Raw genomic sequence first — 22,483 nt, forward strand, 5'->3', positions numbered from 1 at the left:
ATGCTCAGGTCGATCATTTGATCGAAAACCGGCAAACCACTCAAGGCCGCCGCCTGCGCATCCCTTTCCTATATCCACAATGTCAAAGAGCCGCCCGAACCTCCGTCCGAACCCCCGGAAAACAAAGCCTTAAACCCGCTCCCGAGACCCCCGCCGCCGCGCCGCTCAACACGCCGCCCCGCAACGGGAGGCGCCTTATACGACCCCACCCGCAAAACCGTCAACTACATATTTGCACTTTTTTTGACAGCGGCGATTTTCCGCCCGAACCGGCAGACGGACAGGTTCTCACGTCCGCTCAGGCAGGCTGCGCTCCCGGCGCGGCGGCCCGGCCGGAGCGGTAAGACAGTGACGCCCCGTCTCTCCATCATCTCGGCATCTAGCTGTCACCCAGACATCAAGGGCCCGAGCCGCCAGCGGACTGTCCATTCCACACAGGTTTCCGGCCGTGGCGGACCGCCGATTTCGGTTCCGTTGCCTGCACCGCCACGCTATATCAGCGACCGCGCGTCACGATCAGCACTATACAGCGACGCGAAAAACCACCAGCAGATTAAATCTACGCTTTAAGTTGACGGCCCACTGTGCTGATTCAATTACACTAAATCTTGACTTCACACACGCCTCACAACAAAATCGGGCTAAATGTCGCGTTTTTTGGGGTCGCTTTCATGAATCACCGGGTTCGCTCACGTTCGGCAGTCATCGCCGGCGTTCTCGGCTCCGTTCTTCTCGCCGGCATTGCCGTGTCCGCGCTTCTCGGGACCATCGGTCCTGATTCCGATCCGACGACGGCAGATGCCTCGAGTGCGGTTCCCGCGCTGATCAGCGAGGCCAATGCCTTCAGCATCACTGCGCCGGACGGTTCCCCTGCCTCGGTGCAGACCAAGGCGGTCAAGGTCGAGCGCGGCGACACCCTGATGAAGCTTCTGACCCGCAACGATATCGACCGCCGCGACGCGCATGCGGCGATTTCCGCACTCACCGAGGTCTACGATCCGCGTCGCATGCAGATCGGCCAGCTCTTCGAACTCTCGCTCGCCGATGGCGCGGCCGAGGCGGCCGGCCCGAACCTGGTCTCGCTCTCCTTCAAGGCCGATCCTGTACGCAGCATCCAGGTTCGCCTGACCGACGACGGGGACTACCGGGCGGAGGTGAAGGAAAAGGCGCTGAAACGTGCCGACGGCTTCGGTGCCGGCACCATCAAGAGCAGCCTCTATGAGGCTGCGATGGACGCCGATATTCCCGCCGCCGTGCTGCATGACATGATCCGGATCTTCAGCTTTGACGTGGACTTCCAGCGCGACATCCAGCCGGGCGACAAGTTCGAGGTGCTCTATGACGAGCATGCGACCGAAGAGGGCGCCGTGGTGCGCGTCGGCGAAATCCGCTATGCGGCGATGACGCTCTCCGGCAAGGAAATGGCTTATTACCAATACACGCCGAAGAGCGGGATCACCGATTACTTCAATCCGAAAGGCCAATCGGTCCGCAAGACGCTGATGCGCACGCCGATCAACGGCGCCCGGCTTTCCTCCGGCTTCGGCAAGCGCAAGCATCCGATCCTCGGCTATACCAAGATGCATCGCGGCACCGACTTCGCGGCCCCGAGCGGCACCCCGATCATGGCCGCCGGCGACGGGGTGGTGGATTTCATCGGGCGCAACGGTGCCTACGGCAAGTATGTCCGCATCCGTCACAACAGCAGCTACAAGACGGCCTATGCGCATATGTCCGGCTTCAAGCGCGGCCTGAAGCAGGGCGACCGGGTGAAGCAGGGCGACACGATCGGCTATGTCGGCACCACCGGCCGCTCGACCGGCCCGCACCTGCATTACGAAGTGCTGGAAAACGGCAAGCAGCGCAATCCGATGAGCGTGAAGCTGCCGGCGGGCGAGAAGCTCGCCGGGCAGGATCTGAAGCGCTTCGCGGCCTCCCTGCCCGCGCTGCAGCAACGCATCGCCGTCGCCCGCGGCGAAGGCCAGTTCCTGGCCCAGGACTGATATCCGGGACCGATCCGGGCCGCTCAGCCGGTTCCGGCGGTCACTCGGCCGGCACGCCGAAAATGGCGACGGCCGCGCAGAGCAGCGCGAGGGCGAGCCTGGCCGCAATAGCAGTTTTCGCATGCCCGTTCCGTGCCGTCGCGACCGCGGCCACCAGGCATTGCAGCATGTAGTAGACGGCGAAGGCGCGGCTCGCGAGCACGATGACGCCGTAAATATCGGTTTCCCAGAGCACGAGGGCGGAGACGAAGACGAAGAGCGGATAGACCTGGTGGCCGTTGAGGCGCCGGGTGGCGTCGTGGGCCAGCCCGGCGCCGCCGATCGCGTCGGCGACCGCGGCGCTGAACTGGCTTGCGATCGCGCCGAGTGTGAGGCCGATCGGCAGGAGCGGTGCAACGATTGCAGCCGCGTCCATGATTGCGGTCTCGCCCTTGCCCGACATCGCGCCGTTCATCAGCGGGCCGAGCAAGGCGAAAAAAACGAGGTAGATCGCGGTCGCCGCGAGCTGGGCGTAGCGCATGGTCCGCACCCGGAGCTGGCGGCCGAATTCCTCTCCGATGAAGCGCGAGGTCTCGAAGCCCTGCACCATGATCAGCATGCCGAGCAGCACGGGCAGGCTCGCAAGATCGCCGCGCGGCGCCGGCGGCAGCACGGAGCGTCCGTCGAGCACGCCCTCGATGTTGAAGGCCGCAAGCGCCGCCAGGAAGCCCCCGATGATCGCCAGCTTGAAGACCACCACGGTCGATTCCATGGCGATCACCCGCTTCAGCCCGCCCGACCATCCGAGCCAGCCGATCAGCGCGAGCAGCGCAGTCGCGATTCCCTTGGCCGCCACCGGGTCGGCGCCCGGAGCGACCAGCTTGATCACGAAGGCGCCGAGCAGGGCCAGGTAATAGGCCACCGAAATCACATAGGCGAAAAACAGCACGAAGGTGCTGAGCCGCTCGAGAATGGCGACATGGCGGGGCGGCTGGCCGCTCTCCAGCATCGGCTCGACATAGGCGATATTGTAGCGGACCGCGCCGCCGATCGCCCAGGACATGGCGCAGAGCAGCGCGATTCCCCCGATGGCCAGCCCGCCGAACTCGTGGCCCAGGAGCGGTGCCGAGACCAGGAATCCGCTGCCGATGATCGAGGCGAGCGGCGCCACCATCGCCCGCCAGGTCTCGGAGCGCGCGGCCGGGCCGAGCATGATCGCGGCGAAGATCCCGGCCGCGGTCAGGAGAAACAGGATTTCGATCATGCGAGCATCCTTAAGCCATTTACCTCGGACGGGTAAACGGCCGCCGGCGTGAGAAATGTTCCGCCAAGGCGACGACCTGGCTCAGACCCAGCCGCCGTCGACGACGAAGTTCTGCGCCGAACACATGCTCGAGGCGTCAGAGGCCAGGAAAAGGGCCATCTGCGCGATATGCTCCGGCAAGACCTGGCCGGACAGGCACTGGCTCTTGGCGATCAGGTCCTTCACGGAATCGTCGACCCAGAGACGCAGCTGCTTCTCGGTCATCACCCAGCCCGGAACCAGCGTGTTCACGCGGATTCCGTCCGGCCCGAGTTCGCGCGCCAGACCGCGGGTCATGCCGTGGATCGAGGCCTTTGCCGCGGCATAGACCGGATAGCCCGCCGTCGCCATCATCCAGCCGACGGAGCCGAAATTGATGATCGAACCGCCCCCGGCGCGCTGCATGTCGGGCACGACCGCCTGCGCGGCGAACATCGCGTGCTTCATGTTGACCGCCACCAGCTCGTCGAAACGTTCGGAGGTCAGCGAGTCCAAGCCATGTCGGACGTCGTTGGCGGCATTGTTCAGCAGAACCGTGATCGGACCGACGCGGCCCGATATCTCGCGGATCACGCTCTGGTAGGCCGTGGTATCGGTGATGTCGCAGGGCTCGAAGAGGACGGACAGACCGTCGGCAAGGAGCTCTTCGACCAGCCTGCGTGCCGGCGCCTCGGCAATGTCGACGAAGGCGGTATGGCAACCCTGGGCAGCGAATGCGCGGACCAGCGCTTCGCCGATACCCGTGGCGCCGCCGGAAATCAGCACCGTCCGCCCGGCGAGGTCGGGATAGACCGCCGCCCGCATCTCTTCCGGCTGCATGTCCGGTCCTGCCATGGCAGCCCCCTAGCTCGACTTGCTCTTGTTGTAGACGTCGAAGATCACTGCCGCCAGCAACACCAACCCTTTGATGACTTGCTGCCAGTCGATCCCAACCCCGAGTATAGACATACCATTGTTCATTACACCCATGATGAAGGCCCCGACGACGGCGCCGACGATCTTTCCGACCCCGCCGGACATCGACGCGCCGCCGATGAAGACCGCGGCGATCACGTCGAGCTCGAAGGCCACGCCGGCTTTCGGCGTGGCGGTATTGAGGCGGGCGGCGAAGATCAGTCCGGCCAGCGCCGCGAGCATGCCCAGGTTTGCGAAGGTCAGGAAGGTCAGACGCTCGGTATTGATCCCGGAAAGCTTGGCCGCCTTCTCGTTACCGCCGATGGCGTAGATGCGCCGGCCGATGACGGTGCGATTGGTGATGAAGGTATAGACGGCGATCAGCACCGCCATGGTCATCAGCACGTTGGGCAGGCCGCGATAGGTTGAGAGCAGGTAGGAAATGTAGAGAATCGCAAGAGCGATGATGCCGTTCTTGGCGGCGAAGAAGGCGAAGGGTTCCTCGACGATGCCGAAACTCAGCGCCCGGCGCCGCGCCCGCACCGCCAGCAGCACGATGGCGGCAACGGCAAGACCGCCCAGAACCAGCGCGGTCACGTTGAAACCGCGATGGCCGAGCGGATCCGGCAGGAAGCCGGTCGAGAGCGCCTGGAAGCTCTTGGGGAACGGCCCGACCGACTGGCCTTCCAGCAGCCAGAGCGTGAGACCGCGGAACACCAACATGCCGGCCAGAGTGACGATGAAGGAGGGAATGCGCCAATAGGCAACCCAGTAGCCCTGGGCGGCCCCGATGGCGGCCCCAACCGCGAGGCAAAGCGGCACCACCAGCACCGGCGGCAACTCCAATTGCACCAGCAGAACCGCCGCAAGCGCACCGATGAAACCGACCACGGAGCCGACCGAGAGGTCGATATGGCCGCAGACAATAACCAGCAGCATGCCGATGGCCATGATGATGATGTAGCTGTTCTGCAGGAACAGGTTGGTGAGATTGACCGGACGCATCAGGGTGCCGTCGGTCATGAACTGGAAGAACACCATGATCACGACCAGCGCGGCCAGCATGCCGTACTCCCGGAGGTGGCTCGCCAGGTACTGGGCTATGGAGGTCTTGGCTTGATCACTCATTGCGCTCTCATCCCGTCACGATCATGGACATGATCTTTTCCTGACTGGCCTCGGCGGCACTGAGTTCGCCGGCGAAGCTGCCCTCGTTCATCACATAGATCCGGTCGCACATGCCGAGCAGTTCCGGCATCTCCGAGGAAATCATGACGACCCCCTTACCCTCGGCGGCCAGTTTGTTGATGATGCTGTAGATCTCGAATTTCGCCCCGACATCGATCCCGCGGGTCGGCTCGTCCAGGATCAGCACCTCTGGGTCGGCAAAGAGCCATTTCGCCAGCACCACCTTCTGCTGGTTGCCGCCGGAGAGATTGACCACGCGCTGGAAAACGCCGGGGGTGCGGATGTTCAGCGCGGTGCGGAACTCCTCCGCCACGCCGCGCTCGCGGGCATCGTCGATCACGCCATGCTCCGCGACCGCCTCCAGGTTGGTCAGTGTGGTGTTGCGCAAGATGCTCTCGTCCAGAACCAGGCCGAGCGCCTTACGATCCTCGGTCACATAGGCGAGGCCGAAGCGGATGGCGCTCTCGACGCTGGTGGTGTCGATCTCCGTGCCGCGGAGGCGGACCCGGCCGCTGATATTCTGCCCATAGCTGCGGCCGAAAAGGCTCATGGCGAATTCGGTTCGTCCGGACCCCATCAGTCCGGCAATGCCGACGACCTCGCCGGCGGACACCTTGAGATTGATGTCGCGGATCATCTGCCGGTCGGCATGCTCGGGATGGAAGACGTTCCAGCCCTCCACCTCCAGTAGGACAGAACCGATATTCGGCTCCCGCTCCGGATAGCGGTGCGCCATGTCGCGGCCGACCATGGCGCGGATGATCACCTCCTCGCTGATCTCCTTGCTCCGGCAGTCGAGCGTCGCGACGGTCGACCCGTCGCGCAACACGGTGATGCTGTCGGCGACCTGGCTGATCTCGTTCAGCTTGTGCGAGATCAGGATCGAGGAAATGCCCTGCTCGCGGAATTCCTTCAACAGCTCAAGGAGCTTTTCGCTGTCGTTCTCCTGCAGGGCCGCGGTCGGCTCGTCCAGGATCAGCAGCCTGACCTGTTTCGACAGCGCCTTGGCGATCTCCACCAGCTGCTGTTTGCCGACACCGAGCGATTCGACCGGAGTCGAGGCGGACTCCTTCAGCCCGACCTTGCGCAGCAGCTCCTCGGCGCGGGCATAGGTCCGCGGCCAGTCGATCACGCCGCGCACGGCGATCTCGTTGCCGAGGAAGATGTTCTCGGCGATCGAGAGATAGGGGGCGAGCGCGAGCTCCTGATGAATGATAATGATGCCGACCGCCTCGCTGTCGGCGATGCCGCCGAAACGCGCAATCTCGCCGTCGTAGAAGATCTCGCCGTCGTAATCGCCTGCGGGATAGACCCCGCTCAGCACCTTCATCAGGGTGGATTTGCCGGCGCCGTTCTCGCCCACGACGGCGTGAATCTCACCGCGGCGCACGTTCAGCGAGACATCGTCCAGAGCCTTCACGCCGGGAAAGCTCTTGGAGATGTGCCGCATCTCCAGAATGTCATCCATGGGACGCAATCCAAAAATCGGCCCGCCGGACCGTGCCGGCGGGCCAAGACGGACAGTCGGGGTTACTTGATCTGATCGGCCGTGTAGTAACCGCTGCCGATCAGGATCTTCTCCCAGTTTCCGGCATCGACCATCACCGGTTCCAGAAGGTAGGAGGGCACGACCTTGACCCCGTTGTCGTAGGTCTTGGTGTCGTTGATCTCCGGCTTGCCGCCACTGAGCAGGGCGTCGACCATGCCGACGGTGACCCGGGCGAGCTCGCGCGTATCCTTGAAGATCGTCGAATATTGCTCGCCGGCGAGGATCGACTTCACCGACGGCACCTCTGCGTCCTGACCGGAGACGATCGGCATCGGCGTCCCGCCGGAGCCGTAGCCGACCCCCTTCAGGGACGAGAGAATACCGATGGAGAGGCCGTCATAGGGCGACAGCACACCGTTCACCTGCTTGTCGGTATAGTAGGCCGAGAGCAGGTTATCCATCCGGGCCTGGGCCACGGCACCGTCCCAGCGCAGGGTTCCGACCTTGTCCATGCCCATCTGCCCCGAGAGCACCTTCACCTTGCCGGCATCGATCATCGGCTGCAGCACCGACATGGCGCCGTCATAGAAGAAATAGGCGTTGTTGTCGTCCGGCGAGCCGCCGAAAAGCTCGACATTATAGGGACCCGCTCCCCGGGCCTTCAGGCCGTTGACCAACGAGGTCGCCTGCTGCACCCCGACCTTGAAATTGTCGAAGGTGGCGTAATAGTCGACATTCCCGCTGTCCCGGATCAGACGGTCGTAGGCGATGACCTTGATGTCCAGGGCAGCGGCGTTCTCCAGCGCGTTGGAGAGCGTGGTCCCGTCGATCGCGGCGATGACCAGAACGTCGACGCCCTTGGTGATCATGTTCTCGATCTGGGCGAGCTGGTTCGGAATATCGTCTTCGGCGTATTGCAGGTCGGTCTTGTAGCCGGCGGCCTCGAACTGCTCGACCATCGAATTGCCGTCGGAAATCCAGCGGGCCGAGGACTTGGTCGGCATCGAAATGCCGACATAGCCCTTCTCGGCGGCGGAGACGACGGACGTGAACAGGGACAGGCCAACGGCAGCCGCCGCCAGCAGACTCAAGGTGCGTTTCATTTATTCCTCCCTCTCTGCGCCCGCGTTGTCTTTGCCGCTCTCTTTTCCGGACGGTACTGACGCCGCTCCCGCGGCAAGCAACCGGTGCGCATGGGCCTTAATCGACCATTGTCGAGGGTATTTGAAGCAATCATACCAATCAAATGCGATTAATGACCAATAACATACCATTTTTGATATGTTTATTCCATGGAGATCGGACTGACACATCGTCTGAAGCTGCCCCACCTGCGTCTGATTGTGGCGATCGCGGACCATGGGCAGCTCGGCCGGGCCGCCGACGCGATCGCCCTGACGCAGCCGGCGGCCTCGCGCATGCTGTCGGATATAGAGCGGATCCTCGGGGTCAGATTGTGTGAGCGGCATCCGCGCGGCCTGAGTTTCACGCTGATCGGACGTGTCATCGCCCGGCGCGCGCGGGCCGCCCTCATCATCTTGCGGGAAATGTCCCGCGAAATCGGCGAGCTGCAGCAGGGCACGGGCGGCGTGGTCCGGGTCGGCGCGGTAACCGGTCCGGCGGTAGGCTATGTCACGCCCGCCATTCGGCAGCTGAAGGCGATCTATCCGGAGACCGAGATCCATGTCGATGTCGGCCCCAGCACCACGCTGGTCCGGGATCTGATCGCGGGCAGCCTGGATTTCGTCCTCGGGCGGATCCCCCCGGACGTCTCGCCGCACCAGCTTGATATCCAGAGCGGGCGGAGCGAGACCATCGACCTCGTCGTCCGGCACGACCATCCGCTCTCCTCCGCCCGGCGCGTCTCGCTGGAGGAGCTCGCAAGCTACGAATGGATCATGCAGGCGCGCGGGACACCGATCCGAACGGCGGTGGACGAAGCCTTCTACAGTGTCGGGATCCTGCCGCCCGACAACGTGATCAACACCGCGTCCCTGCTGGTGACGATCGCCCTTCTCTCCTCCTCGACCGCGATCGCGCCGGTTTCGCGGGAAGTGCACGACCTGCTGATCGGGGAGCGGATCGGCGCGCGACTTTCCCGTCTGGCGCTGGAACGGCCGATCGCCTTCGCTCCGTATAATCTCCTGATGGTCAAAGACCGGGCACTCTCCCCGGTGGCGGACCGGCTGCGCGCCCTGGTGATATCGGAACTCAGGGAGGAAAGCCGCATCCCGCGCCCGGCCAGACCTTTTGTCGCCGAAGCCTAGACAGGCGCCGGAAAGGCGCTCCAACGTCATTGCCGGGGGCGGATTCACAACACGTGTCGCAATTGAGAGAAGTTGTGACGCGCGCCAGCCATCAGAACGCCTCCGCTCGCCTTACATCCGGAGAACCGCGCGATCTTGCGCGGTACCGATGCAAGGAGAGCGCGATGGCCGCTGGCATGTCGGATATCCAGGCCCTGATCCGGGGCTTCTCTGTCGAGACCACGCCCGGCTCGGCCGCCAAGGTCGACGACTTCGCCGCGCTGCTTCCCCAGGGCACGACAGTCAACGTGACCCAGCTCCCCGGTTCCGAGCTCTCCGACACAATCGCCGTGGCGAAGCGCCTGCGCGCCGAGGGCATGGTGCCGGTGCCGCACATCGCCGCCCGCAGCCTCACCGGCGCGGACGAACTCGCCCGCTATCTCGACGGCCTGGTCAGCGATGCGGGCGTCACCGAGGTTCTGGTGATCGGCGGCGGCGTCGACAAGCCGGCCGGCAGCTTCTCCGAGACCATGGACGTGCTCCGGAGCGGCCGGCTCGAGGCCGCCGGGATCGCCAAGGTCGGCGTCGCCGGCCACCCCGAAGGCTCGCCCGACATTTCCGAGAGCGGCCTCGCCGCCGCGCTTAAGGCCAAGAACGACTGGGCCAGGGAAACCGGCATCGAATGCTATATCGAGACCCAGTTCTGCTTCGACGCCGCCGCCATCCTGAAATGGGAGAAGGCGATCCGGGCGGCGGGCAACGAGCTGCCGATCCATATCGGCGTGCCGGGCCTCGCGACCCTCAAGACGCTGCTGAAATTCGCCCAGGTCTCCGGCATCGGCCCCTCCATGCGGGTGCTCACGCGGCAGACCCGGAACATCGCGCGGCTGCTGACCGTGCAGGCGCCGGACCGGCTGCTGGTCGGGCTCGCCGACGGCATAGAGGCCGATCCGGACTGCCTGATCAGGCACCTGCACTTCTACCCCTTCGGCGGCCTTGCCAAGACCGTCGAATGGATCGACCAGGTCCAGGCCGGTGCCTACGCGCTCAACGGCAAGGGAGGCTTCGACGCCGCCCCTTTGTCGGCACGCGCCGCGGCGGCCTCGTAAGCACCATTCTCGGCCTCTTCCAGGGAGACAAAGTCGAATGACCGACACCGTCATAAGCTCGGCGACCAAGGAAATCGTGATCGGTTTCGAACGCCCCTTCTGCGTCATCGGCGAGCGCATCAACCCGACCGGCCGCAAGCTGCTCGCGGCCGAGATGGCGGCGGGCGACTACAGCCGCGTCGAGGCCGACGCGATCGCCCAGGTCGAGGCCGGCGCCACCATGCTCGACGTCAATGCGGGCATCCCGCTGGCCGACGAGCCGGCGATCCTCGCCGAGTCGATCAAGTTGGTGCAGTCGCTGACCGACGTGCCGCTCTCCATCGACAGCTCGATCGTCGAGGCGCTGGAAGCAGGTCTCGCGGTCTACAAGGGCAAGGCGCTCGTGAATTCCGTCACCGGCGAGGAGGAGCGGCTCGAGGTCGTGCTGCCGCTGGTGAAGAAATACGGCGCCGCCGTGGTTGCGATCTCCAATGACGAGACCGGGATCTCCGAGGACCCGAACGTGCGCTACGAGGTGGCGAAGAAGATCGTCGAACGCGCCGCCGATTACGGCATCCCGCGCGAGGATATCGTGGTCGATCCGCTGGTCATGCCGGTCGGCGCCATCAACCTCGCCGGACGCTCCGCCTTCGACCTGATCGGGCGGCTGCGCAACGAGCTCAAGGTGAACACCACCTGCGGCGCCTCCAACATCTCCTTCGGCCTGCCGAACCGGCACGGCATGAACGCCGCCTTCCTCTCGATGGCGATCCATGCGGGGATGACCTCGGCGATCATGAACCCGCTGCATGCCGAGGAAATGGGCGCGGTGATGGGCGCCGACGTGATGATGGGCCGCGACCCCGAATGCCGCCGCTGGATCAAGCGCTTCCGCGAAGCGCCGGCGGAAGGCGACGTCGTCAGCGCCCGCGGCAACCGCGAACGCCGGCGGCGCCGGGCCTGACACAACAGAAGAGCGTCCATGTCAGAATCCGACCCAGTATCGAGTTCCGGTCCGTTAGACATCCCTGACGACGTCTATGTGGTCTTCACGCCGTCCGGCCGGCGCGGCTTCGTGCCGCCCGGCACCACCGTGCTCGACGCGGCGCGCGCGCTCGGGGTCGATCTCGATTCCGTCTGCGGCGGCCGCTCCATGTGCGGGCGCTGCCAGATCCAGCTTTCCGAAGGCGAATTCGCGAAGTTCCAGATCACCTCGCGGCCGGATGCCATCAGCCCGGCCACCAAGTCCGAGGAGCGCTATGCCGAGAAGCGCGGCCTGAAGCCGAAGCGGCGGCTCGGCTGCAACGCCAGGGTGCTCTCCAACTGCGTCATCGACATCCCGCCGGAAAGCCAGGTGCATCGCCAGGTGGTGCGCAAGCGCGCCGAGGTGCGGGACATCGAGATCCGCCCGGTCACCCACCTGCATTACATCGAGGTCCGCGAGCCGGACCTGCACGACCAGTCGAGCGATTTCCGCCGGCTCTGCGAATGCCTGCGCGAGCAATGGCCGAACTGGGGCATCGCCGACGACATCTCCTGCGACCACGCCGTGCTCACCACGCTGCAGAAGGCGCTGCGCGAGGGGAAATGGAAGGTCACGGTCGCGCTCCGCGAGGGCAACCGCGTCACCGGCGTCTGGCCTGGCTTCCGCGATAAAATTTATGGCCTTGCCGTCGATATCGGCTCGACCACCATGTCCGGCCATCTCTGCGACCTCGCGACCGGCAAGGTGCTCGCCTCGGCCGGCACCATGAACCCGCAGATCCGCTTCGGCGAGGACCTGATGAGCCGGGTCTCCTACGTGATGATGAATCCCGACGGCGAGGAGGAGATGACCCGCGTCGTGCGCGAGGCGGTGAACTTCCTCGCGACCCAGACGACGGCGGAGATCTCCGCCGGCTCGGACGAGATCGTCGAGCTGGTCTTCGTCGGCAATCCGGTGATGCATCACCTGATGCTCGGCATCGATCCGACGGAGCTCGGCGGCGCGCCCTTCGCGCTGACGATCGACACCGCCGTCGAACTGAGCGCCTCCGAACTCGACCTCTATCTCCATCCGGGCGCGCGGATCTATGCCCTGCCCTGCATCGCCGGCCATGTCGGCGCCGACACCGCCGCCGTCGTGCTCTCCGAGACGCCCTACAAGAACGACGAGATCACCCTGATCGTCGATGTCGGCACCAATGCCGAGATCGTGCTCGGCAACCGCGACCACCTGCTCGCCTGCTCGAGCCCGACCGGCCCCGCCTTCGAGGGCGCGCAGATCTCCAGCGGCCAGCGCGCGGCGCCGGGCGCCATCGAGCGCGTGCGGATCGATCCGGAGACCCTGGAGCCGCGCTTCCAGATCATCGGCCGCGACCGCTGGTCGAACGAGCCGGAATTCGCCGAGGCAGCCGGGGAGATCGGCGGCATCACCGGGATCTGCGGTTCCGGCATCATCGAGGCGATCGGCGAGATGTTCCTCGCCGGCATGATCACCACCGACGGCGTGATCGACGGCGCGCTGGCGGAGAAGTCGGAGCGGATCTATTCCGACGGCCGCACCTTCTCCTACCGGATCTCCGAGACCGTCTCGGTGACCCAGACCGACGTGCGCTCGATCCAGCTCGCCAAGGCCGCGCTCTATGCCGGCGCGCGCCTGCTGATGGACCGCCGCGGCGTCGATGCTGTCGACCGCGTGGTGCTGGCCGGCGCCTTCGGCAGCCATATCGACCCGAAATACGCCATGGTCCTCGGCATGATCCCGGACTGCGAGCTGGCGAACGTCACCTCGGTCGGCAACGCGGCCGGCACCGGCGCCCGCATCGCGCTGCTGAACGGCCAGGCGCGCAAAGAGATCGAGTGGGTCGTGCGCACCATCGAGAAGGTGGAGACGGCGGTCGAGCCGCGCTTCCAGGAACATTTCGTCGGCGCCATGGCGCTGCCGCACAAGACGGATCCCTATGCGCGGCTGCGCGCGGCGGTGAAGCTGCCGGAGCCGCGGAGCCTCACGGGCGGGGACGGCGAAGGCGGCGGACGGCGGAGACGGCGGCGTTAATGCATAATATGAGCTTCACCTGACGCCTAACGAATTCGCTATACGTAAACGTCATAAATTATGGTTTGGGATCAATTCGTTATATTGCTCTCACAATCTCGCACCGACATAAAAGTTATTTCGCAAAGGTGCTATGATACTTTAACCGACCTTATCAATTTGCTACGATTTCATCTTCAACGCGCCATTCAATGTCCAATTAATCGCATTTTTGCGCATTCACCCATAAACTCGTTGACATCACGCAATAACAACCCCATTAGTTTTAAATTACATATATTATACGCTTAGGGTCGCTAAGATGATTGAACAATCTGGGACAGCTCACTGGTATGTGCATAAAGCGCGGACCCTTCGCATTTCGGCGAAGCTTACGCTCAATAAACTTGCGACTTTGGCCGATATTTCTCGGCAGACCGCGACAAAGATTGAGAAGAATCACCCAGTAACCGAAGTTATAGCGGAAAAACATTTTAGCGCTTTAAACGACGCTCTTGGTGGCAAATTGCTACGCGACGATCACGTTAAGAGTTTTCCATTTAAGGGGTAGCAACATGAGTCATATTCTTCACGAATTAGAGAATTTTTTAGATAAGATAGTCTTTCGCTCTTACTATCAAAAGATAGAGCGCGAACAAGAAGAAGCGAAGGTTATGCAAAAATTTGTCGCGGCAAAATTTAGCCGCGGCAATGTCTCAATTCAGTTCGGTCGTTTCTAGATCGAAATTAATTTCACGGCCACATCAAGTGAAAAAGTACAAACATCAATTAGATAGGCTTGTCAGCCATTACAACCATGTAGAGTATTTAGTGAAGACTTACGAGCTTCGCCAATACGAGGTACTGCTACCTGCTATAAATGAATTGAGATATGCAGGCCGCAGAGCAATAGATATCATGGCGCTGCTCTCTAAAGAAAATGAAGCCGAACCCAATTCGGAAAAAGTTGATCAATATTTCGTCGATGCTGAACTTGCATGCATCAGAGCCAAGCACGATATAGTCGACGCGCTCGTGCTTTACGGTCTTTCTCGAATTCAAAGCTTAAATGAAAAATATGATTTCGATGAGCTAGTCGCAGCTTTTCCCAAATTCAACTATTTCTCAAAATTTTTACTCTTCGCGAGACGCGAAATTCAACGGTCGCGCGAATTTCGGGAAGAAAGGAATGAAATATACTCCGCCTTGTATGAGAAATTAGTGCCCGACTTTCTCGATTTCATGGACGAAGTAGATGCCAATTTCGACCAACTTGTCCAAGGAGAAAGAAAACGACAGTATTTTCAAACCCTCTCTCCTCAGATTTCGTTTGGGTGGATCTTAGGTGGCCTCGGAATAGGAGGAAGCGCAATCCTCGCTCTAATCCAATATATATGGCGAGGATGAAGTGATTGATGATATCGCCAGTTTTGTTCTTACAAATTTCAATGCAATTTCAGCGATTGCAGGAGCACTCGGAGCTATTATATACACGCTAAATCACTTTAGAGGTCATAATAATTTTCGCGTAGATGGAATGATGACTTTTGCAGGTGGATTTTACTCCGCTCCAGTTATTATTCTATTTGCAGTATGCACTGTGAAGCCTGAATACTTTCAGAAAATTCCGAATGTTAATTTTTACGCCTTTCTACTAACAGTTTACATTGCATGGCAATCTTTATCTTTAATAATAAGAAGCAAAAAAAGACAAATTTGAAAATATTATCTTTTTAGGAACATATTATTAACTAAATAAATACACAAATAATTTATCTTTTAGCTCTCGCAAAATTATAATTTACTGAAATAAATGCGAAAAATTCGCCCCTCCGGGAATTGATGCGACACGCAACTTAATTTGCGCTTTAATTCCACAGCAACATTATTTTGACAGAATTAAGGGGACACGTCACTTAATTAGCGGATAGCAACTCGTCGTCCCGGGGCGGACCTGGATTTAAGTCGTGTGTCCCCTTATTCGGGCTTTTCTTAGCTCTGCTCGCGTCTATTGCTACTTGGCTCACTAACACGAGCGCGCGCGACAGCCCATAGGCTCAAAAAACCTGAATACGGGCAGAAAATTTCTCTGCTATCCGTCAGGGTTTTAAAATTGTGGCACGTCCCTTGGCCAAATATGATTGTCCAAGGCTCCCCATTGAAGATCTTGGAGTCGAGCTCATTTTGCCGTTCTGGCGCTATGGCAAAAGGCGATTGCGCAACTGCATGAGTCAAACCTCGAATAAGAGCTTCACCGCCATCTTTCCGTGAACCTCTGGAAGACATCATGAGTTCCGTTAACGTTTCGTCGCCTTCGAAAATTGTTCGCTCGATCAAAGCGATCCATATTACCAACTCTGTCAGTGCGCGTTATCGGCGCTTCGCGAAACTCAGGTTTAAGCGCGAGCTTCCAATTTAGTGACTTTACCTGCAAAGCCACTTTGAAAATGTCTATCACCCAAAAATCCATAAAAATTCTCTGGTCCTCGGCAGGCGGTCGCTGCTCCTTTCCTAATTGCTGGCAGCGTCTTTGCTTTCACGAGGCTGAAAAATCGGCGCCTTACACACTCGGGGAGATGGCACATATCTCCGGTGAAAAACCGGGGTCCAATCGGCATGACCCTGCTCAGACGGACAGCGAGCGAGATGATTATCAAAATTTGATATTGTTGTGTCCGACGCACCACGCACTAATCGACCGTAAAGAGAATGAGCTTATCTATACGGTTCAGGATTTGCTTCAGATGAAGGCCGCGCACGAAGCGCGGGTGTTGGAACAAATGGAGATGGTCCACGCGCCGACAAAGACAGCTGCTGCCCGCTTGATCCTTCCCCTACTCGAAGAGAATAGGCAGACTTGGCTCCACTGCGGCCCGTCGTCTGAACTCGCCCGCAGCCAACCTCATAACCAAGCAGCACATGCTGTCTGGGTGTCGGAACGTCTCTCGGTTATTGTTCCGAACAACCGAAAGCTCGCAGATCTGCTGGAAAAATATAAAGACCTCTTTGCTCCCAACGAACAAACCGCAGTAGCCGCTTTCTTGACTCATGCAAGGAGTTACGAGCTATGGGTGCAGGACGTAGTGCCATACGCAGCGGTAAAGCGTTTCCCGATCGAATTTGATAATCTTATTAGAGGAATTTCAAATGGGGGCACATAGCGATAATTTTCCATGGCCAAGCCACTATGGAAATTACAATTTCTTCGAAGAACGGCTGTCTAACCACAGCAAGGTTGCATCTCTCAGGTCGCAAGGGGACGGCATCTATCAATTGACCCTAAAGCGAGGCGAAACGCTGCGAGTTTTTATTTGCGAATGTTACGCTTTTGGTATTGCCGAGTACATGGAAACAATTGAACAAATTGGAAAACTAAACGCCGTCATAATCAATTCTGCATGGTGCGGTTATTCACCCGACGCCAAAAGGTTTTGTCGTGAATCTCGTGTCGGGCTTTTCACGATAGGCGAGTTCATGGCGGCTTTAAATCGCCCTAGATATTGGGATTACTTGACCGACGACGAGAAAGAATACTTCAAAAAACAAGGCTGGCTTTGAACTATAGTTTAGAAATTTATGGCTTTGGATCGGCATTTACCAATGCTGATATGGTCAACGATATTGACTTTCTAATCATCCACCGGGACGCTAGTCAGACCTCATGTCGACTTGCTATTCAATGCAAACAGCATATCGAAAATAAAGTCGACCACGCGCATGTTACGATGCTTTCGGCATCTGAAGAATCCTATTTCCAATTCATCAAAACTGCCCGCGCGACGTACCTTGGAAACATTAATGAAGATCACATTGACCAAGATGTTTCTGCCATTTGCCAAAATGCCCAACAAATCAGAAACTTAACCTTCTCTCTTCTGTCCGAGATCCGCTAATTTAGGGGACACGTGACTCAATTCGCCTTTTACTCCGTAGCCACACGATCTGGCTACAGTTGCGGCCTGCGTTGTCCATTTTCTGAATTCCCTCCTCGGCCGCCATTCCGGCCGGAGAGCCGGGATCCGGCTTTTCATGAGACGCTGACAGTGCTGATATGGATCCCGGATCACGTCCGGGAGGGCGGATTGCGGTCTGCGATCCGACTATCCCGCCCCTTCTTTCTGCCACCCCTCACTCCCCCAGCCCCGGAGCCCCACATGGACTTCAACGCCCTGCCCTTCGATTCCGACGCCATGTGCGCCGGCCTCCGCCCGTGGATCGAATGCGAGAGCCCGACCCACGACGCGGCTGCGGTCGACCGGATGATCGACCTTGCGAGCTACGACCTCGCGGCGATGGGCGCGACGATCGAGCGGATTCCGGGGCGCATGGGCCTCGGCGGCTCGGTGCGCGCCAGCTTCCCGCATGCGAAGGCGGGCGAACCGGGCATCCTGATCGCGGGGCACATGGATACTGTGCATCCCGTCGGCACGCTCGCGAAGCTCCCCTTCCGGCGCGAGGGCGGGAAATGCTGGGGGCCCGGCATCCAGGACATGAAGGGCGGCAACTACCTCGCGCTCGAGGCGATCCGCCGGCTCGCCGCGGCGAATATCGCAACGAAGCTGCCCGTCACCGTGCTCTTCACGCCGGACGAGGAGATCGGCACGCCCGCGACACGGGAGCTGATCGAGGCGACGGCGCGGCGCCAGAAATACGTCCTCGTCCCCGAGCCGGCCCGCGCCGACGGCGGCGTGGTCTGGGGCCGCTATGCCATCGCGCGCTTCAACCTCCGGACCACCGGCACCCCGATCCATGCGGGCGTCGATCCGCGCCTCGGGCGCTCGGCGGTCCGGGAAATGGCCCGGCGCATCCTCGAGATCGAGGAGATGAGCACCGACAGCTGCACCTTCTCGGTCGGCTGCGTGGTGTCGGACCAGCGCCACGTCAATTGCGTGCCCTCCGGCTGCTCGGCCGAGGCGCTCTCCATGGCGAAACGGCAGGCGGATCTGGATCAGGGCGTCGAGAAGATGCTGGCGCTGAACAATCCTGACGGAGAGGTCGGCTTCCACGTCGCACGCGGCGTCACGCGCCCGGTCTGGGAGCCGGGCGAAGCCGACAAGGCCTTGTTCGAGCATGCAAAGCGCCTCGCCGCGGATCTGGGTTTCGAAATCGACGCCCATATGGCGGGCGGCGGCTCGGACGGCAATTTCACCGGCGCGCTGGGCATCCCGACCCTCGACTCCCTCGGCGTCCGCGGCGCCGGCCTGCATACGCTGGACGAGCATATCGAAGTGGAGAGCCTCGCCGAGCGGGGCAAGCTGATGGCAGGGCTGCTGGCGACGCTGAGCTGATAGCGGCACCTTCACTCGTCATCCCGACGGACGTCGGGATCCACTGGGTCCACAATCCCGCTGTTTCATCAGTGGATCCCGGATCGGGGTCCGGGAATGACGGGTTTGGGAGGCAGCCCCGAGAGCAGCGCAAGACATAGAATTAAGGGGGGACACGCGGCTCAATCGCGAAACCTGCCTCCCACCTCGTCATACCGGCGAAGGCCGGTACCCAGGGAACGCGACCTCGCTCTACGATCCCCTGGGCCCCGGCCTTCGACGGGGTGACGATGTTGGAATGATGGCCTCGATCCCGCCACATGGAACGGGGCGTTGACCCGTGACGGCGGCCGGGCGGACAGTGCTCCCCAAGCGGGAACCACCCACCCGCAAACAAACAACCGGAACCAAACTCCAGGGAGATCCACCGCCATGGCCGACGCAATCACGATCCACGAACAGGGCGGTCCCGAGGTGATGCGCTACGAGGAGGTCTCGGTCGGCGCTCCGGGGCCGGGCGAGGTGCGGCTCAGGCAGACATGCATCGGGCTCAACTATATCGACGTCTACCAGCGCGCGGGCGTCTACAAGTTCGACCTGCCGGCCTGCATCGGCATGGAGGCGGCGGGCGTGGTCGAGGCGGTCGGAGACGGTGTCGAGGTGGTGAAGGTGGGCGACCGGGTCGGCTATGTCATGGGCGCGCCCGGCGCCTATGCGACCGAACGGATCTACCCGGCGGAACGGCTGATCCCGCTGCCGGACGATATCGGCGACGAGCAGGCCGCAGGCTCCATGCTGAAGGGGCTCACCGTCTCCTACCTCTTGCGCCGCACCTTTCCGGTGCAGGCCGGCCAGACCGTGCTGCTGCACGCGGCGGCGGGCGGCGTCGGGACCATCGCCTGCCAGTGGCTGAAGAGGCTCGGCGCGACGGTGATCGGCACCGTCGGCTCGGACGAGAAGGCGGAGATCGCGCGGGCGCATGGCTGCGACCATCCGATCGTCTATACGCGCGAGGATTTCCGGGCCCGGGTGATGGAGATCACCGGCGGCGAAGGCGTTCCCGTGGTCTATGACGGCGTCGGCGCCGCGGTCTTCGAGGGCTCGCTCGGCGCGCTCGCCCGCTTCGGCACGCTGGTGCATTTCGGCGCCGCCTCCGGCCCCGCGCCCGCGGTCGATCCGAAGCTGCTCGCCCCCAAGGCGCTCTACTTCACCCGCCCCGGCCTCGCCCCGCACACGGCGACGCGGGAGCTCACGCTCGATATCGCGGACGCCCTCTTCCAGAAGATCCGCGAGGGCGTGAAGATCGAGATCAACCAGAGCTACGATCTCAAGGACGCCGCCGAGGCCCATCGCGCACTCGAGGCGCGGGAGACCACGGGTTCGACGATCTTCAGGGTCTGAACGGGCGGAGGAACCGGCTCCGACCGGAGGACCCGCCGGCGTGACCAGACGCGGACGCCGAACCGGGTGACCCGCGCCCCCACTTTTCTCATGAGAATTTGGAAATAGGGGCCAGCCCCTCAGCTTTCCTTGACCTTATGTATCGAATAACCCTTCGACGAAAATGAACCCGACCAACGTCGGCTCACTGTTTCACCGCAACAATTTCCATACAAACGCGGTAACGCTCACTTATTCCGTATTTCATAGGCTTGAAACCGCATTCCTCAAGCAAAGAGAAAAGCCGCGTCCTGCTGAAATTATGATAGTGCTCGATCTCACCCAGGTACGGATTTGATTTTTGCAGGGTTAGCTGTTTCCAGATTATATTTTCAGTGTTCGGCATTGAAATTATGAGGCAACCATCCTTTTCCATTTTGGAAAATAGAGAATCCAATACTGTCTTTGGATACGGAATATGCTCCAAAACATCCATCATGCTTACAACGGACAAGTTCTTCGAAAAATCCAAATCCTGAACGAGATCGCAATAGGCTTCGAAACCAAGTTTTTTCATGACGTCGACATTGTCTTCCCGCAGGTCGACGCCTATGGCGTCAAAACCATATTCCTGGGCGGTAAACAGCAAAGACCCATTACCGAACCCCAGATCCAGCCAAATGCCACTGGCTTTGTAGGGAATCACTTTCTCAATTATGCGAGCCGAGATTATTCTCTGCTTCTCAAGCTGGTATCCCACTTTCTGATTTTCATTCGTCTTCGAAAATATCAACTTCAAAGCGTCATCACTGAAATATCCATCAACAAACTGATGATGGCAGACTCCGCAATCCATCCACTGCATTGTCGGAGGAATTTCCGGCCGATAAAGCGGGTGATCTCTGCAATCTCCGACCAGAGATTCTCTTATTTTTCCGGACCCGCACAAAGGGCACGTTTCATATTTTTTTCTGATTTCCATTGACGAGATCACTGCTCTTTTCATGACATCTCAAGGTGAATGACAGAAGCGCGAGGCTGGCCCCTTGAACTACTCCGGTTCTTTAACCCAAATATCCTCGGGCGGCTTGCCCTCGAAATAGAGATCATACGCCTGCCGCAAGCCGTGCTCGAAATTGCGCGTATATCGCCAGGTGTCGAAAAGCGGCTCTTTCATGCGGTTTTCCGCCAGCCTTGTCTTGATCGACGACAGCTTGTCGGGGGCAGACGCCAGTTCGAGGATGCGTTTTTCGTACTCCTCCTCCGTCTCGGCGATCAGCTCCGGCAGGCGAACCGCCCTCAGAAGGCTTGCCGCAACGCGTGCCGCAAACTGTTTCCCCTGCTTGGTCACGACCGGCAGCCCGCCCCAAAGGGCATCGCTGGCGGTCGTATGGGCATTACAATTGAAGGTATCGATGAAGAGATCTGCGTGCTTGTGGCGCGCGAGATGCTCCGGATGCGGGAGCTTTCCCGCGAACACGAGACGCGCGGGATCGACGCCGCGTTTCTCTGCTTCTTTCCGGAGGTTATATTCTGCCCATATGTTCGACCTGAACAGCCAGAGAACGCTGCCGTCGACCTTGTCCAGGAGCCTCATCCAGACGTCGAACTCGCACGGGCCGATCTTGTAGTTGTTGTTGAAGCAGCAGAACACGAACCCGTCTTCGGGCAGGCCGAAGTCCGCGCGCGTCGTATCGGTCTTCGCAATCTCGCGCGTATTGTCATTGGGCTGGTAGCTATGCGGGAGATAAATGATTCTCTCCGAATAGAACCGGCGCTGGTCGTCCGGAATAATGGTGGGGTCGGCGACGATGTAATCGATAAAGTCCGCCCCCATGGAGCCCGGATAGCCGAGAAAATTGATCTGAACCGGGGCCGGACGGTGCCGGAAAATGCCGGAGCGCGCGTCTTCGGTATAGCCTTTGAGGTCCACGGCAATGTCCAAACCATGCGATCGCGCGAGGTCCGCAACGTCACGGTCCGAAGAGTCCGCGACATCGAAAAAATGATCAACATCGCCTTCGGCACGTTTCCGCCAGTCTCCCGACCTGATGCGTCCGTAACTGTAAGCAAACAGTTCAAACCCGGCGCGATCGTGCTCGCGCAGTAGCCCCGCGATCAGGAACATCGTCGCATGATCGTGAAAGTCGGCGCTGAAGTAGCCGATTTTCAAACGTTCCGGACGTGTCTGCGGCAAAGCGGGGAACGGGAGTGCCGACTGCCGGTCTTTTTCCGATGCCCAGGTCCTGGATCTCATGAAATGCTTTTCCGCGTTATCAACCCGCGACAACAAGAACCAACCTGGACCGGCTCTTGTCGTTGTGCCGAGCAGCGTATCAGAGAGTGAAGCTGCGCCCGCAAGGTCATACAGACTTCGCTTCCGACGAAGCAAATGACAAGTCGGCCAGAAACCGCCCGCGACATCCCTTGCGGGCATCTTCCGCGATAGCTCGCGCCGGCGTCTGCGTCACTGTCGATCCCATCAGGTGACAACAAGACCTATCGACGAGCCGGCAGCAGGAACTGGTCGGACATATTATCCACCGCGCTCTTGAAAGCGTCCACCGGCTGCACCCCGGCGGATGACGTTCTAAGACATGAAACCGACCCATTTCGAGCTTTCGGCACGC

At 60.5% G+C, this 22,483-nt stretch carries 19 protein-coding genes; 12 read left to right on the plus strand and 7 right to left on the minus strand.

Features of this window, described 5'->3' with window-relative positions:
* The first annotated feature begins 671 nt into the window (after positions 1-671).
* Entirely contained in the window at positions 672-2,003 is a 1,332-nt protein-coding gene (locus tag IG122_RS21080) for a M23 family metallopeptidase (protein WP_226893827.1), read from the plus strand.
* A gap of 40 nt (positions 2,004-2,043) precedes the next feature.
* Here the strand turns inward: IG122_RS21080 and IG122_RS21085 are convergent, their stop codons facing one another.
* From IG122_RS21085 to chvE, 5 genes are all read right to left on the minus strand, one after another.
* A complete protein-coding gene (locus tag IG122_RS21085) occupies positions 2,044-3,246 on the minus strand; it encodes a hypothetical protein (protein ID WP_193188370.1) in 1,203 nt (400 codons plus the stop codon).
* A gap of 81 nt (positions 3,247-3,327) precedes the next feature.
* Entirely contained in the window at positions 3,328-4,119 is a 792-nt protein-coding gene (locus tag IG122_RS21090; RefSeq protein ID WP_226893828.1) for an SDR family NAD(P)-dependent oxidoreductase, read from the minus strand.
* A 9-nt stretch (positions 4,120-4,128) separates the two neighbouring features.
* A complete protein-coding gene (gene mmsB / locus IG122_RS21095; RefSeq protein ID WP_193188372.1) occupies positions 4,129-5,307 on the minus strand; it encodes a multiple monosaccharide ABC transporter permease in 1,179 nt (392 codons plus the stop codon).
* Between the two features lie 7 nt (positions 5,308-5,314).
* A complete protein-coding gene (gene mmsA / locus IG122_RS21100; RefSeq protein WP_193188374.1) occupies positions 5,315-6,835 on the minus strand; it encodes a multiple monosaccharide ABC transporter ATP-binding protein in 1,521 nt (506 codons plus the stop codon).
* A gap of 62 nt (positions 6,836-6,897) precedes the next feature.
* Positions 6,898-7,959, minus strand: a complete 1,062-nt coding sequence (gene chvE, locus IG122_RS21105; protein WP_193188376.1) for a multiple monosaccharide ABC transporter substrate-binding protein — start codon at positions 7,957-7,959, stop codon at positions 6,898-6,900.
* Between the two features lie 189 nt (positions 7,960-8,148).
* Between chvE and IG122_RS21110 the strand changes: the two genes are divergently transcribed.
* From IG122_RS21110 to IG122_RS21160, 11 genes are all read left to right on the plus strand, one after another.
* Positions 8,149-9,123 (plus strand): LysR family transcriptional regulator, encoded by a 975-nt coding sequence (locus IG122_RS21110; protein WP_193188379.1) that lies wholly within the window; start codon positions 8,149-8,151, stop codon positions 9,121-9,123.
* Positions 9,124-9,287: 164 nt separating this feature from the next.
* Positions 9,288-10,211 carry a methylenetetrahydrofolate reductase gene (locus IG122_RS21115; protein WP_193188380.1) on the plus strand — a complete coding sequence of 308 codons (924 nt, stop codon included), beginning with the start codon at positions 9,288-9,290 and terminating at the stop codon, positions 10,209-10,211.
* 37 nt (positions 10,212-10,248) lie between these two features.
* Positions 10,249-11,154, plus strand: a complete 906-nt coding sequence (locus IG122_RS21120; RefSeq protein ID WP_193188382.1) for a methyltetrahydrofolate cobalamin methyltransferase — start codon at positions 10,249-10,251, stop codon at positions 11,152-11,154.
* A gap of 18 nt (positions 11,155-11,172) precedes the next feature.
* Entirely contained in the window at positions 11,173-13,227 is a 2,055-nt protein-coding gene (locus IG122_RS21125) for an ASKHA domain-containing protein (RefSeq protein WP_193188384.1), read from the plus strand.
* A 554-nt stretch (positions 13,228-13,781) separates the two neighbouring features.
* Positions 13,782-13,946 carry a hypothetical protein gene (locus tag IG122_RS21130; protein WP_193188387.1) on the plus strand — a complete coding sequence of 55 codons (165 nt, stop codon included), beginning with the start codon at positions 13,782-13,784 and terminating at the stop codon, positions 13,944-13,946.
* A 28-nt stretch (positions 13,947-13,974) separates the two neighbouring features.
* On the plus strand, positions 13,975-14,613 hold the full coding sequence (locus IG122_RS21135) for a hypothetical protein (protein WP_193188388.1): 639 nt from the start codon (positions 13,975-13,977) through the stop codon (positions 14,611-14,613).
* Position 14,614: 1 nt separating this feature from the next.
* Positions 14,615-14,926 carry a hypothetical protein gene (locus IG122_RS21140; RefSeq protein WP_193188390.1) on the plus strand — a complete coding sequence of 104 codons (312 nt, stop codon included), beginning with the start codon at positions 14,615-14,617 and terminating at the stop codon, positions 14,924-14,926.
* Between the two features lie 727 nt (positions 14,927-15,653).
* A complete protein-coding gene (locus IG122_RS21145) occupies positions 15,654-16,367 on the plus strand; it encodes an HNH endonuclease (protein ID WP_193188392.1) in 714 nt (237 codons plus the stop codon).
* Positions 16,354-16,764: a hypothetical protein gene (locus IG122_RS21150; protein WP_193188394.1), complete on the plus strand. Its 411-nt coding sequence runs from the start codon at positions 16,354-16,356 to the stop codon at positions 16,762-16,764. Before IG122_RS21145 ends, IG122_RS21150 begins: the two co-directional genes overlap by 14 nt.
* A 596-nt stretch (positions 16,765-17,360) precedes the next feature.
* Entirely contained in the window at positions 17,361-18,494 is a 1,134-nt protein-coding gene (locus IG122_RS21155) for a M20/M25/M40 family metallo-hydrolase (RefSeq protein WP_193188396.1), read from the plus strand.
* Between the two features lie 411 nt (positions 18,495-18,905).
* Positions 18,906-19,874, plus strand: coding sequence for a quinone oxidoreductase family protein (locus tag IG122_RS21160; protein WP_193188398.1), 969 nt, complete (start codon positions 18,906-18,908; stop codon positions 19,872-19,874).
* A 184-nt stretch (positions 19,875-20,058) separates the two neighbouring features.
* Here the strand turns inward: IG122_RS21160 and IG122_RS21165 are convergent, their stop codons facing one another.
* Complete coding sequence (locus IG122_RS21165; RefSeq protein ID WP_226893829.1) at positions 20,059-20,859, minus strand: class I SAM-dependent methyltransferase; 801 nt, start codon at positions 20,857-20,859, stop codon at positions 20,059-20,061.
* Positions 20,860-20,904: 45 nt separating this feature from the next.
* Positions 20,905-22,290, minus strand: a complete 1,386-nt coding sequence (locus IG122_RS21170) for an O-linked N-acetylglucosamine transferase, SPINDLY family protein (RefSeq protein WP_193188400.1) — start codon at positions 22,288-22,290, stop codon at positions 20,905-20,907.
* Between the last annotated feature and the right edge of the window lie 193 nt (positions 22,291-22,483).

Origin of the sequence: Nisaea sediminum, assembly GCF_014904705.1 — a bacterium.
Classification (GTDB): Bacteria; Pseudomonadota; Alphaproteobacteria; order Thalassobaculales; family Thalassobaculaceae; genus Nisaea; species Nisaea sediminum.

Coding starts and splice junctions, on each gene's coding strand:
- IG122_RS21080 (WP_226893827.1), top strand. CDS start 672: ATGAATCACCGGGTTCGCTCACGTTCGGCAGTCATCGCCGGCGTTCTC.
- IG122_RS21085 (WP_193188370.1), bottom strand. CDS start 3,246: ATGATCGAAATCCTGTTTCTCCTGACCGCGGCCGGGATCTTCGCCGCG.
- IG122_RS21090 (WP_226893828.1), bottom strand. CDS start 4,119: ATGGCAGGACCGGACATGCAGCCGGAAGAGATGCGGGCGGCGGTCTAT.
- mmsB (WP_193188372.1), bottom strand. CDS start 5,307: ATGAGTGATCAAGCCAAGACCTCCATAGCCCAGTACCTGGCGAGCCAC.
- mmsA (WP_193188374.1), bottom strand. CDS start 6,835: ATGGATGACATTCTGGAGATGCGGCACATCTCCAAGAGCTTTCCCGGC.
- chvE (WP_193188376.1), bottom strand. CDS start 7,959: ATGAAACGCACCTTGAGTCTGCTGGCGGCGGCTGCCGTTGGCCTGTCC.
- IG122_RS21110 (WP_193188379.1), top strand. CDS start 8,149: ATGGAGATCGGACTGACACATCGTCTGAAGCTGCCCCACCTGCGTCTG.
- IG122_RS21115 (WP_193188380.1), top strand. CDS start 9,288: ATGGCCGCTGGCATGTCGGATATCCAGGCCCTGATCCGGGGCTTCTCT.
- IG122_RS21120 (WP_193188382.1), top strand. CDS start 10,249: ATGACCGACACCGTCATAAGCTCGGCGACCAAGGAAATCGTGATCGGT.
- IG122_RS21125 (WP_193188384.1), top strand. CDS start 11,173: ATGTCAGAATCCGACCCAGTATCGAGTTCCGGTCCGTTAGACATCCCT.
- IG122_RS21130 (WP_193188387.1), top strand. CDS start 13,782: ATGAGTCATATTCTTCACGAATTAGAGAATTTTTTAGATAAGATAGTC.
- IG122_RS21145 (WP_193188392.1), top strand. CDS start 15,654: ATGTCTATCACCCAAAAATCCATAAAAATTCTCTGGTCCTCGGCAGGC.
- IG122_RS21150 (WP_193188394.1), top strand. CDS start 16,354: ATGGGGGCACATAGCGATAATTTTCCATGGCCAAGCCACTATGGAAAT.
- IG122_RS21155 (WP_193188396.1), top strand. CDS start 17,361: ATGGACTTCAACGCCCTGCCCTTCGATTCCGACGCCATGTGCGCCGGC.
- IG122_RS21160 (WP_193188398.1), top strand. CDS start 18,906: ATGGCCGACGCAATCACGATCCACGAACAGGGCGGTCCCGAGGTGATG.
- IG122_RS21165 (WP_226893829.1), bottom strand. CDS start 20,859: ATGAAAAGAGCAGTGATCTCGTCAATGGAAATCAGAAAAAAATATGAA.
- IG122_RS21170 (WP_193188400.1), bottom strand. CDS start 22,290: ATGCCCGCAAGGGATGTCGCGGGCGGTTTCTGGCCGACTTGTCATTTG.